Raw genomic sequence first — 12,491 nt, forward strand, 5'->3', positions numbered from 1 at the left:
GAGAAATAACATGTTAAACAAAGTGATAGAAATACTGGCTGAAAAACTGGACAAGGACGCAAGTGAAATAACTGCAGAATCAAGCATCAAAGAGGATCTTGGAGCTGATTCGCTGGACATGGTTGAAATCGTTATGGAAATCGAAGAAGAATTCGATGTAGAAGTAGAAGATTCTGATACAGCTTCAATAATAACTGTACAGGACATAGTAGATTACGTTACAAAAAAACAGGCATAGTCTGATACTGACGATGGCCTGACCCCTATCCCTCTGTAAAATTACAGGGGGATAGTAATTACAGGTCAAATCAATTATAAATTTAAGGAGTTTTTATGAAAAGAGTAGTTATAACCGGACTCGGAGCTGTAAGCCCTGTAGGAAACGATGCAGATTCAACCTGGGAGGCGCTTAAATCCGGTCAGAACGGGATAGATAAGATTACACTGTTTGATCCATCAAGGTCAAAGGTTCACCTTGTTGCCGAAGTTAAGAACTTCGACTACAGCGGATATATCGACGCAAAGTCTGCAAAGAGAATGGACCGTTTCACTCAATTTGTCGTATGCGCAGCAAAGATGGCATTTGAGGACTCCGGACTGGGCAACAGCGACTTTGACAGATCAGATGTAAGAGTCGTTATAGGAAGCGGAATCGGTGGCCTGGAGACAATCCAGGAGCAGATTGAAAAGCTTACTCTCAAGGGTCCAGGAAAAGTTTCGCCTTTCTTCATACCTTCTTCAATTGTCAATATAGCCCCAGCCCATGTATCCATGGAGCTTGGGTTCCAGGGACCATGCACTGCAATAGTTACAGCCTGTGCCTCAGGTACGGACGCTGTAGGAGATGCTTTCAGGTCAATAAGAGACGGCTATCACAGCATAGCATTTGCAGGTGGATGTGAGGCTGCAATAACAGAATCAGGCATAGCCGGATTTGCAAACATGACTGCCCTGCACTCAGGAGATGACAGAAACCGTGCATCAATTCCATTCGACAAAGACAGAAGCGGCTTTGTAATGGGTGAAGGAAGCGGAGTGCTCGTGCTTGAAGAGCTTGAGCATGCACTTGCGAGAAATGCAAAGATCTACGCAGAGATAACAGGATACGGACAGAGCTGTGACGCATATCACATAACTTCACCGGACCCTGAAGGAAAAGGCGCTATAAAGGCTATGCAGAGAGCTCTTTCTGATGCAGCTGTTACGCCAGACCAGATCGACTATATAAATGCACACGGAACAAGCACGCCATACAACGATAAATTTGAGACTCAGGCAATAAAGGCAGTATTTGGCGATCACAGCCAGAACCTTCTCGTGAGCTCTACAAAATCAATGACAGGACACCTGCTGGGAGCTGCCGGCGCTATCGAAGCCATAGCATGCGTAAAGGCTCTGGAGGAGGGCATAGTCCCACCAACTATAAACTTCCAGAATGCCGATCCTGAGTGCGACCTGAACTATGTTACCGAAGGAAGCATAGAATCAGAAATAAAATATGCGCTTTCAAATTCTCTTGGATTTGGCGGCCACAATGCAACAATAATAATCAAGAAATGGGAAAACAAATAATCCGTAATTTTATGAAGGAAAAACATATATGAGAATTGAGAATATTTTAGGTATCAAATATCCTCTTTTTCAAGGTGCAATGGCTTGGATATCACATTCAAGCCTTGTTTCTTCTGTATCAAACGCAGGAGGTCTTGGAATTTTAGGAGGAGGCTCACTTACAAAGGAAGCCTGCAGAGAAGAGATCCGCAAGATAAAAGCACTTACCGACAAGCCATTCGCGCTCAACATAATGCTTATGAGCCCCCATTCAGACGACCTTGCAGAGCTTGCAATTGAAGAGGACATAAAGATAATAGTAACAGGAGCGGGAAATCCGTCAAAGTACATGAAGAAGTGGAAAGAGCATGGAATAATCGTCATCCCTGTCGTTGCTTCAGTAGCACTTGCAAAGAGAATGGAAAGACTCGGAGCAGATGCCATAATAGCAGAAGGTACAGAGGCTGGAGGCCATATCGGAGAGCTGACTACAATGGTTCTTGTTCCTCAGGTAGTAGATGCAGTCAGCATACCGGTAATAGCAGCCGGCGGCATCGCAGACAAGAGAGGCGTGAAAGCTGCTTTTGCACTTGGAGCTCAGGGCGTACAGCTTGGAACGAGATTTCTCGTTGCAAAGGAATGCACAATCCCGCAGCAGTACAAGGACGAAATAATATCTGCAAAGGACACAGACTCGACCGTTACCGGAAGAATCACAGGCCATCCGGTGCGCGTCCTCAAGAACAGGATGACAAGACAGATAAAGGAAATCGAAAATGCTTCAGGCATGAGCGTAGAGGAAAAAATCGCAAAAATCGAAGAGCTTACAATGGGAAGCTTCAGAAAAGCGGTAGTAGATGGAGATACTACCTACAGCTCACTTATGTCAGGACAGATCGCCGGACTCGTAAAGAAGGAAGAAACTGCAGAAGAAATCATAAAATCACTTTTTGAATAAAATAGAGGTAATTCTGATGAAAAAAATCGCATTTGTATATCCTGGACAGGGATGTCAGTTTGAAAAAATGGGCAAAGAATTCTATGATAACTATGCCTGTGCACGTGAAGTTTTTGAGCTTGCGAGCGAATCTCTTGGAGATGACCTGAAGGAGCTCTGCTTTGAATCAGATCTTGAAAAGCTCAGCCTTACAGAAAATACTCAGCCTGCAATATTCACGGTGAGCATGGCGCTTTCAAAGATACTTGAGAGCAACGGAATAAAAGCATCCGCATTCGCAGGCCTCAGCCTTGGCGAATATTCAGGACTTTCTGCTGCAGGAGCTATTTCGATTGAAGACGGCGTGAGACTCGTAAGAAAAAGAGGCCAGCTTATGCAGGACGAGGTACCTGTAGGTAAAGGAAGCCTCATGGCAGTCATGGGACTCACTCAGGACAAGATTGAGGAAGCAATACTTCCGCTTCAGTCAAAGGGCATCATATCATGCTCCAACATAAATACCGACAACCAGATAGTCATCGGCGGAGAAGTTGAGCTTCTTAAAGAAGCTGAGGGCATGCTCAAAGCTTCAGGAGCAAAAAGAGCAATGTTTCTTAACGTGAGCGCTCCTTTTCATACAAAGATGCTTACCGGAGCAGGACAGAAGCTCAGGATAGAGCTCGACCAGATTGCAATAAACGCTCCTGACAAGGATTATTATCCAAACGTCACAGGAGAGCTGTTCATTCCTGAAAGTGGAAACGTGAAAGCTCAGATCGCAGACCTTCTGGAGAAACAGGTTTACAGCCCGGTACTCTGGAACAGGAGCATCAGAAGCATGATAGCTCAGGGAGTGGACACATTCGTGGAGGTGTTCCCTGGAAACGTGGCAGGATCACTTATTAAGAAGATAGATAAGAGCGCAGAGGTAATAAGCATATCAAATGTTGAAATGCTCGAAGCTTTTTTGAATAGTTACAGATAAGGAGAAACAGATGAGCTGTGCTGTAATAACTGGCGCATCAAGAGGAATCGGCAGAGGAATCGCCCTTACCCTTGCAAAAGGCGGCCATAACATAGTAATCAACTACAGAACTGAAAACCCTGAAATCACATCCCTCGTAAGCGAGATAGAATCCCTTGGCGTAAAATGCCTTGCCGCTCAAAAGGACGTAAGCGACTTTGAGCAGGCAAAGGAGCTTATTGACATGGCTGCAGAGGCGTTTGGAGAAATAGACATACTTGTAAACAATGCAGGAATAACAAAGGACAAGCTTATAGCAAGAATGAAGGAAGAAGATTTTGACCAGGTAATGAAGGTCAATGTAAACGGAACCTTCAACTGCACAAAGCATGCCGTAAAATACATGATGAAGCAGAAGCATGGCGCGATCGTGAACATGTCCTCAGTCGTCGGAATAACAGGAAACATGGGACAGGCAAACTACAGCGCATCAAAGGGTGCAGTGATATCATTCACCAAATCATGCGCTCAGGAGCTTGCGAGATACAACATAAGAGTAAATGCAATAGCTCCGGGATTCATACAGACAGATATGACTGACGTGCTCCCTGAAGAAGTAAAGGCATCCATACTCAGCAGCGTGCCTATGAACAAGCTCGGCACAGTGCAGGACGTGGCAGACGCAGTTGAATTCCTTGTGTCTTCAAAGGCTTCATATATAACGGGACAGGTACTTTCTGTAAATGGAGGTATGGCATAATGGAGAATCTAACCCTTCCATACTCTATAGAGGACATACAAAAGATAATCCCTCACAGAAGCCCATTTCTTCTTATAGACAAGATCACAGAGCTCGACATCGAAAAGGGAACTGCGACAGGCTATAAGGCGGTAAGCTATAACGAGCCCTTCTTTGCAGGCCATTTCCCTCAGCAGCCGGTAATGCCGGGAGTCCTCATAATAGAAGCTCTTGCGCAGACAGGCGCTGTTGCAGTGCTCTCTATGGAGCAGTACCAGGGAAAGATAGCCTTCTTCGCAGGAATCGAAAACGCAAAGTTCAGGCAGAAGGTAGTGCCTGGGGATCTTCTCAGACTTGAAGTAGAAATGACTACCATAAAAAGGAACATAGGAAAAGCAAAGGCAAAAGCATATGTGGAAGACAAGCTTGCATGCCAGTGCGAGCTCATGTTTGCAATAGGCTAACCAAAAAGACTGGAGATCGTTCTTAAATGAACTCCAGTCTTTCTTATGCTTGTATTATATTTTCAAATTCCCTTTATATCTTTCGGACATATCTGTCTATGACCATACCATTTTTCCTGCTCATCCATGCATCTACCGCTTTCTTTGAGATTACTGCGATGAGTATCCCTATGACAGCTCCTGCAAGGATATCCGTCGGGTAATGAACATACAGGTAGAGCCTTGAAAACGATATAGTGACAGCCAGCGCCATGGCAGGTATCCCATACTTCAGGCTGTAAAACATTATGCAGGTCGCTGCGGCAAAGGACGACATGGTGTGGCCTGAAGGAAACGAGGCGTCCAGAGGCCTCTTTATCAGAAGCTCCACTGCCGTATTTATGTCACATGGCCTTACCCTGCCGACAAGGGGCTTGAGGATGATATTTCCTATAAGAAGGCACCCTAACAGAGAAACTGCCACAACGATTCCGGTTTTCCTCGTTTTTGGAAACGACAGCAGCATAAGGGCAGCCAGTATCCATATGAATCCACCTGAGCCCATATACGTAAACACGACCATTATTTTATCCAATACGGGACCTGTAATGTCAGACTGTATGAAGTCAAGTACTGCAAACTCATATTTCAACAAGGTTTCCATTCGTCCTCCTGTTAAGTCTCAAATAGTGACTACCTGATTTCGATGATCCTTAACGCCTGATCTACTATCTGTTCTATCCTCTCACTCATTCCACTGAGCTCAAGAAACCCAATCAGGGTCTCAAATCCTGTAGCATATCTGTATTCAGACATCACTGCATTCTTTGGCGGGATGGACTGCTGATTTCTGCCTCTTTTTACCCATGCCCACTCTTCTTCTGTAAAAAAATCTTCTTCTCTGAGAGCCCTTACCACCTTCGCCTGGCTCGATGCCTTTGCAAAGCTTACCGTCTTCTTGTGAAGGCTCTGTATCTTGTCATTTGGATAGTTCTCGACCATCTTCTTCCTTACGAGCAGCTCATATATCCCATCGCCTATATAAGCCAGCACTATCGGATTCATAGCAGATATCGGAACCCTCACTTTTGAACATTGTGATGAAGCTTCTGTATTTATTTGATTTTGGTCCATGTTGTTCCCTGTCTGGTATCAAGCAGCTCTATTCCCATTTCCTTAAGCTCGTCCCTTATCCTGTCTGATTCTGCAAAGTCCTTATTTTTCTTTGCTGCAGTCCTTTTTTCAATAAGCTCGTTTATCTTCTCTTCATCTACCTCATCCTTCTTCTGGATGATGTTCAGAACTCCGGTGAGCTCGCTGAAAATCGCAAGGCACTGCTCAATATACTCCTTTGAGCTTTCATCCTTCGCAGTAGTGTTTACGAATGAAACAAGCTCGAATATAGCAGTTATTGCATCGGCTGTGTTGAGGTCGTCATCCATAGCATCGATGAAGGCCTTCTTGAACTCAGGAAGTTTCTCAAGATTTGCCTTTTCCTCTTCTCTTATTCCGCTTTCTGCCATCGACAGGAGAAACTCCATCCTGTTCTTTGAGTTGTAAAGCCTTGTCATTCCTGCCTTTGCCTGATCCAGAAGCTCCTTGCTGTAATTTACCGGTCCTCTGTAATGCGCGCTCAGCATGAAAAATCTGACTATCTCAAGATCCATCTCATCTGATATCTCTCTTACCGTAAAGAAGTTATTGAGCGATTTGCTCATCTTCTGATTGTCTATGTTTATATATCCATTGTGAACCCAGAAGTTTGCGAACGGCTTTCCTGATCTTGCCTCGCTCTGCGCGATCTCATTCTCATGATGCGGGAATATGAGATCCTGCCCTCCTGAATGTATGTCGATCGTGTCTCCGAGGTATCTTCTGCTCATTACGGAGCATTCTATGTGCCATCCCGGCCTTCCTTCGCTCCATGGAGATTCCCAGCCGATTTCGCCTTCCTTCTTACTTTTCCAGAGCGCAAAGTCCATAGGATGTCTCTTATCCTCATTTACCTCTATCCTTGATCCGAGGTTAAGCTCTGCGAGATTCTGGCGTGAGAGCTTTCCATAATCCTTGAATTTCTGAGTATCGAAATATACGTCTCCTGCGGATTCATATGCATAGCCTTTTTCAATCAGCTCTTCTATGAACTCTATTATCTGAGGTATGTTTTCCGTAACTCTCGGGTGTACGTCCGCCCTTCTTATACCAAGGCCGTCTGCATCCCTGAAGTATTCAGCTATATATTTGTCTGCCACTTCGAACGGGCTTATCCCCTCCTCATTGGCTCTCTTTATTATCTTGTCGTCCACATCCGTGAAATTCTGTACGAACGTGACTTCGTATCCTCTGTATATCAGATAGTTCCTGAGAAGGTCGAACATAATAAACGGCCTCGCATTTCCTATATGGAAATAATTATATACTGTAGGTCCGCATGAATACATTCTTACTTTGTTGTCTTCGATAGGAATAAATTCCTCTTTCTTTCTTGTGAGCGTATTATATAATTTCATGATTATTTCCTCCCATTTTTTCTAAGCAGGTATATGAAAAGCGGTCCCGCTATTACTGCCGTCATGACTCCTACAGGGATTTCTGCAGGTCTTGTGAGAAGCCTTCCGAGCGTATCCGCAAGCATGAGCGTAACTGAGCCTGTAAGTGCTGAAAGAAAAAGCAGCTTCCTGTTTTCAGCTCCTGTGAAATATCTTGCTATATGCGGAGCTATAAGTCCTACAAATCCTATTGTGCCTCCTACTGAAACTACAGTCCCCACTATCAGGGAGCTCGTCAGCAGAAGTATTATCTTAGTCCTTGCCGTATTTACTCCAAGACTGGAGGCTGATTCTTCTCCAAAGGACATCATGTTCAGCTCTCTCCAGAAGTAATACAGTATGAAGGTGCACGGTATTATTACGCCGGCTGCCACCGCGGTCTTTGTCCAGGTAGCCCCTGCTATGCTTCCCATATTCCAGAACACTATGCTCTCGATCTTGTCGCTGTTGAGCATCATCAGTATCGATATCAGCGCCGATATAAAATAGCTTACTACAATTCCTGAAAGTAGTAAAGAAGATGTGGATACTTTTCCGCTCCTGCTGCTCAGAAAATATACGAATGTAAGCGTACTCACAGCTCCCATGAACGCAAATGCGCTGAGGGTGCTTATTCCCGGAATCTTTGCACTGATGCCTGTAACTATTGCTATCACTGCTCCAAGAGATGCGCCTGATGACATTCCCAGAGTATATGAATCCACAAGGGGGTTCTGAAATATCCCCTGCATAACGGCTCCCACCATGGCAAGTCCTGCTCCTGCAACTGCTCCGAGCATTACACGCGGAAGCCTCACCTTGTAGAATATGGTATGCTCCGTGCTTCCGGGGCCATTAGCAAGCGCCCCTGCTATATCCCCCACGCTGAGGTCTACGGCGCCAAACCGCATGGATACGAGCATGGACAAAAAGAATGCTGTTATCATGAACGCATATATTGCCGTAGTTTTAGCTCTGCTGCCTGATGCCGTCTTCATCTAAAAATCCCTTCCTGCAAGTTTTTCTTTCCATAAGGCCGATGAGTATCTCGCTGGCTTTTCCGTCGGTGAAATCCCTGGCCCTGAAATCGTCCTCTTCTATCATGTATATTTCCTTGTCTCTCAGCTGCGGCTCGCACAGTATCTCTATGTTTGCCAGGTTCATGTATCCAAAGCATACCGGACATATTATCACGGCGTCTGCATTTATTATATTCTCCAGATTCTTTCTGTAGGATTCCTCTGATACCGGCCTGAAAGGACTTTCCTCTACCATGTCAAGGCCGTAGTCCTTTGCGGTCTGCCAGTCCATGTCTCCCTGGTTGAGCACGCATACGCTCAGCCTGTATCCAAGATGGTGAAGCTGATGCATGAGGTCGCTGCCGCTTCCTCCGCCGCATATTATGTGTATTTTTTCCTTTGGAATTTCAAAAAAACCTCTGCTTTTTGAATATATGTGAGGCCTGTTTATCACGGGGCTCCTCGAAACAAGAACCTCGGTATCAAATACCTTCCTTATATTGTCTGCAGTCAGAACTTCTTCCACGCTTCCAGATTTAAATATCCTGCCATCATCCATAAGGATTATCCTGTCGCTGTACATTGATGCAAAATTGAGATCATGAAGCACTGCTATGACAGTGAGCCCCTGCTCGATGCTGAGGCGTTTTACTGTGTCAAGTATCTCCACCTGATACTGAGGGTCCAGATTGGATATAGGTTCGTCAAGCAGTATCACCTCAGGATCCTGCGCGATTGCCTGCGCGAGCACTACCCTCTGTCTTTCTCCGCCCGATATCTCAGTGAAAAAACGGTCCCTTAGATGCTCTACGTTTGTAGTCTGCATGGCCCTTTGTACAGTCTCCCTGTCTTTCTCGGTTTCTCCTCTGAGACGGCTTATGTGAGGATATCTTCCGATACGAAAAATATATACATTTTTATAAAAATATAGACATTTTTACTGTGGCGTGACTTATATATTTCTACTTTCGTCTTACGCCTTCCTGCTTCGTCGAGTCTGGTTTGGCCGAAGCTACTTCCATTTGGTACAACTCTCTACAGGCTTAAATTCCGCAGTATCGTTGCGTACACATTCAAAGCTTATTTCTACGTTAAGTTCTTTGAATTTGATAATTTGCTAAATTTATTGAAGCGTTCAAATCTCTATCCAGCTTAAAGCCACACTCACAGATAAATACTCTATCTTTTAGTTTTAAATCGGATTTGATTCTTCCGCAGCAAGAACAAGTTTTTGATGAGGGATACCATTTATCAGCTTCTACAAATTCTATTCCATACTTTTGGCACTTGTATTGAATTTGTCTTTTGAACTCATACAGCTTTTGTCCTGCAATAGCTTTAGATAAATGTTTATTCTTCATCATGCCTTTTACATTCAGAGTCTCCATAACAATGCGAGATGGCTTGATTTTCACTATCTCACTGGAACACTGATGTAAATGATTGGTTCTGATATCGTTTAATTTTTTATGCAAATTACGAATTATCTGATTCTGCTTCTGGATATTTCGCATATCCTTTAGAGGTTTTATATAGATTGGTCGCTGATTTTTGTCACGGCTTTTTATATTGGCTTCAAGTTTGCGGCTCAGTTTACGCTGTTCACGTTTTAATTTTTTCTCTATCTGCTTAACAGCGTGGGTCTTATTAATATTACCCTTAGTCTCACCATCTGAGCAGACTGCCAATTCTTTAATGCCAACATCTATACCAAGTCTCTCGCCTGTGAGTTCAAAGGATTCAAATTTCTTTTCATATCCAACAGACAAAAACCAGCTTTTTCCGTCAAAGCTAATACGTGGATTTGAATATTTTTGACCATCCTTTAACTTTGGCAAAGCTTGATACGTTCTTACGATGCCAATCTTTTCGCCTTGAAACCCCTCTTTTGTACGTCTTAAACTCTCGTAATTTACATAAAAACTAATCTTGCTGTGTCGCTTACTTTTAAATCTGGGTTTATCTGCAACTCCATCAAACCATCTTTTTCGAGCTATATCAGCGTCTTTAACCGCCTGCTTCATAACATTGCTGCCAACTTCACGCAGCCATGTGTGAGTGGTATTTTTAAGTACGTTATTGATATGCTTTCTAACATCGCTCTCTTTAATAGTTTTCGTCTCTCGATTACCCTTGAGATATTCATCATAATGCTTATTGCTTTCCGCAATAAAATAATTATATGCCCATCTCGCAACGCCAGCCGACTTCCAGAACAAAACTTCCTGTTCTTTGGTTGGTTTAAGCTTTATCTTCATCGCTGTCAACATAGTCTTTCACCAACGCATTTAACAAATTTACAAATGGACATTAATTCCATGTGCAGCACCTCCCTTTTATTAATGATATTTTATCATTATTAGAGAGATTTGTCTTATTCTTTATATGTGTATATATTTTTCTTGTTCACTATAAGGCGCAACTCTTATAGCAGTCTTTCTCTCACGAGTAGACCTCTCATGCTTTCACATGAGCGCAGACTATATCTTCATCTCCTTCGAGATGCGGTATTTTTCTTCCACCATTAGCTTGTGGCTTTACTCCCCCTCAAGGGGATAGTCGTTGAAGGTTTCCCGTATCTATTTGAATTTCAGACTTAGGGCTTTCCCTGCTAAACATCCATTATATAAGCACTTAGCGCCCAACGTTTCCTATGCGTCACGATCATCCATTCACAGGCTCTAATTGGATTTTATTTCAGCTTATGCCATCCTTACTGTTTTTTCTGCTTTCGCACCGTTACGTTTAATGTTTCCATTTCCGCTTTGGTCATAAGGCTTTAGGAGTTAAAAGCAATTAACACCGAGTCCGCACCGCTCGCACGATACGGAGGGCTTTCTGTTATAAATTCTATACTTCTATACAGATCTGTATAGTTTTGTTTAAATTTATTGTAACAGTTTTGTTTCCCATCATTACTACGTCATGACATGTGAATTCATAGACTACATCAGTATTTTGAGGAACTACTGACATTAGCCTCGCTCTTTCCTTTGCCTTCATCAGAAACACGTCCTGACTGTCCACCCATACTATGTTTCTGCCTGTTTCGATCATGCTCGAAATGCTCCTGAGCAGAGTAGTCTTTCCTGAACCGTTTGGTCCGAGGATGGTAACGAATTCGCCCTTTTCTATCTCAAGATTGATATCCTTAAGGATTTCATGCTTTCCAAAGCTTATGTTAAGCCCGTCGATCTTTACGATTCCCATCTTACTTCCAGCTTTCCAGTGCAACCCTTATCTCTTCTATGGCATCAACTATACGTGGGCCTCCACGGGCTATTATTGAGTCATCCGACATTATGTGGATTCTTTTTGCCTTGCTTGCCTCAAGATCGCTGAAAAGAGGATCTGCCGCAAGCGACTCTTCGGTTTCCTTTTCTGCAGATGAATGCGATGAAGATACTATTGCATAAGGATTCTTCACAATAAGCTCTTCTCTGCTGTAGTCAGCCCAGCCTTCTACGTCTGAAGCCACGTTCTCTCCTCCCGCAAGAGTTATAACCTCATTTATGAAGGTATTGTTTCCGGCAGTCTTGAAAGGATCCTTCCATACTACATAAAACACTGACACCGGCTCTGAGTCCTTTACCTTTTCTGCTATTTCTGCAAGCCTTGTTTCCATGTCAGCTATTACATCCTGAGCATTTTCTTCATTTTGTGAGAGCATCCCAAGGATTTCTATAGACTTGAATATATCCTCTATGTTCTCTGCCTCTGTCGAGATCACAGGTATGCCCAGTTCTGAGAGCGCCTGAGTCACATCTTCCTGTATATATGTTCCTCCAACTACTACATCAGGCTTGAGATTTACGATCATCTCAAGATTTGGTCCCGAAAAATCTCCAACTTTTTCTTTTTCAAGCGCTTCCGCTGGATAGTCACAGCTGTTTGTAACACCCACAAGCTTGTCCTGCGCACCTATTGCAAACATTATTTCCGTACTTGTCGGTGAAAGTGATACTATTCTCTCTGGATATTCATCCAGCGTTATCTCATTTCCTCTGAAATCCGTGAACTGAACAGCAGCATCTCCAGACTGAGCTTCCTGCTGCGATTCCTTGTCAGAGCAGGCAGTCATTCCTGCAACCATAATGATACCTGCCAGTAAAATACTTAACAACTTCTTCATATTTTTTCTCCTGTTTCTATCTGTCAAAATTTTATTACTTTAATGTTCATTATATCATTTTTTCAATCAAATTGTATATATATTAATGATGTATCTCCTGAACCTGAAAATTAATGAAAATTAATAAACTAAAACTGCTTTTTTGTTTATTTTAAAAACTGCTTTTTTGTTTATTTTT

14 protein-coding genes are annotated in these 12,491 nt (G+C 43.3%); 6 read left to right on the forward strand and 8 right to left on the reverse strand.

Features of this window, described 5'->3' with window-relative positions; all coding sequences use genetic code 11:
- Positions 1 to 10: 10 nt before the first annotated feature.
- The 6 genes from acpP (at position 11) to fabZ (ending at position 4,655) form a co-directional block, all read left to right on the forward strand.
- Complete coding sequence (gene acpP / locus AC4PGZ_RS09245; protein ID WP_492158350.1) at positions 11 to 238, forward strand: acyl carrier protein; 228 nt, start codon at positions 11 to 13, stop codon at positions 236 to 238.
- Positions 239 to 333: 95 nt separating this feature from the next.
- Positions 334 to 1,572, forward strand: coding sequence for a beta-ketoacyl-ACP synthase II (gene fabF / locus AC4PGZ_RS09250; protein ID WP_492158351.1), 1,239 nt, complete (start codon positions 334 to 336; stop codon positions 1,570 to 1,572).
- Between the two features lie 28 nt (positions 1,573 to 1,600).
- On the forward strand, positions 1,601 to 2,509 hold the full coding sequence (gene fabK / locus AC4PGZ_RS09255) for an enoyl-[acyl-carrier-protein] reductase FabK (RefSeq protein ID WP_492158352.1): 909 nt from the start codon (positions 1,601 to 1,603) through the stop codon (positions 2,507 to 2,509).
- Positions 2,510 to 2,525: 16 nt separating this feature from the next.
- Positions 2,526 to 3,473, forward strand: a complete 948-nt coding sequence (gene fabD, locus AC4PGZ_RS09260; protein WP_492158353.1) for an ACP S-malonyltransferase — start codon at positions 2,526 to 2,528, stop codon at positions 3,471 to 3,473.
- 10 nt (positions 3,474 to 3,483) lie between these two features.
- The gene (gene fabG / locus AC4PGZ_RS09265; RefSeq protein WP_492158354.1) at positions 3,484 to 4,212 is read left to right on the forward strand and encodes a 3-oxoacyl-[acyl-carrier-protein] reductase; all 729 of its coding nucleotides are present in this window, start codon (positions 3,484 to 3,486) and stop codon (positions 4,210 to 4,212) included.
- On the forward strand, positions 4,212 to 4,655 hold the full coding sequence (gene fabZ / locus AC4PGZ_RS09270) for a 3-hydroxyacyl-ACP dehydratase FabZ (RefSeq protein WP_492158355.1): 444 nt from the start codon (positions 4,212 to 4,214) through the stop codon (positions 4,653 to 4,655). The genes fabG and fabZ overlap by 1 nt, the downstream gene beginning before the upstream one ends.
- Before the next feature lie 73 nt (positions 4,656 to 4,728).
- On the opposite strand, the gene AC4PGZ_RS09275 is transcribed toward fabZ, so the two are convergent.
- From AC4PGZ_RS09275 to AC4PGZ_RS09310, 8 genes are all read right to left on the reverse strand, one after another.
- The gene (locus AC4PGZ_RS09275; RefSeq protein WP_492158356.1) at positions 4,729 to 5,298 is read right to left on the reverse strand and encodes a phosphatase PAP2 family protein; all 570 of its coding nucleotides are present in this window, start codon (positions 5,296 to 5,298) and stop codon (positions 4,729 to 4,731) included.
- A gap of 29 nt (positions 5,299 to 5,327) precedes the next feature.
- Positions 5,328 to 5,768 carry a Mini-ribonuclease 3 gene (locus tag AC4PGZ_RS09280; protein WP_492158357.1) on the reverse strand — a complete coding sequence of 147 codons (441 nt, stop codon included), beginning with the start codon at positions 5,766 to 5,768 and terminating at the stop codon, positions 5,328 to 5,330.
- Entirely contained in the window at positions 5,750 to 7,144 is a 1,395-nt protein-coding gene (cysS, locus tag AC4PGZ_RS09285; RefSeq protein ID WP_492158358.1) for a cysteine--tRNA ligase, read from the reverse strand. Before cysS ends, AC4PGZ_RS09280 begins: the two co-directional genes overlap by 19 nt.
- 2 nt (positions 7,145 to 7,146) lie before the next feature.
- The gene (locus AC4PGZ_RS09290) at positions 7,147 to 8,160 is read right to left on the reverse strand and encodes a FecCD family ABC transporter permease (protein ID WP_492158359.1); all 1,014 of its coding nucleotides are present in this window, start codon (positions 8,158 to 8,160) and stop codon (positions 7,147 to 7,149) included.
- The gene (locus AC4PGZ_RS09295; protein ID WP_492160265.1) at positions 8,132 to 9,088 is read right to left on the reverse strand and encodes an ABC transporter ATP-binding protein; all 957 of its coding nucleotides are present in this window, start codon (positions 9,086 to 9,088) and stop codon (positions 8,132 to 8,134) included. The genes AC4PGZ_RS09290 and AC4PGZ_RS09295 overlap by 29 nt, the downstream gene beginning before the upstream one ends.
- A gap of 184 nt (positions 9,089 to 9,272) precedes the next feature.
- Entirely contained in the window at positions 9,273 to 10,451 is a 1,179-nt protein-coding gene (locus AC4PGZ_RS09300) for an RNA-guided endonuclease InsQ/TnpB family protein (RefSeq protein ID WP_492158360.1), read from the reverse strand.
- Between the two features lie 580 nt (positions 10,452 to 11,031).
- Complete coding sequence (locus AC4PGZ_RS09305) at positions 11,032 to 11,415, reverse strand: ATP-binding cassette domain-containing protein (RefSeq protein WP_492158361.1); 384 nt, start codon at positions 11,413 to 11,415, stop codon at positions 11,032 to 11,034.
- Positions 11,393 to 12,313, reverse strand: coding sequence for an ABC transporter substrate-binding protein (locus AC4PGZ_RS09310; protein ID WP_492158362.1), 921 nt, complete (start codon positions 12,311 to 12,313; stop codon positions 11,393 to 11,395). Before AC4PGZ_RS09310 ends, AC4PGZ_RS09305 begins: the two co-directional genes overlap by 23 nt.
- Positions 12,314 to 12,491: the final 178 nt, after the last annotated feature.

The sequence above is a fragment of the Proteocatella sp. QWL-06 genome (assembly GCF_058684135.1).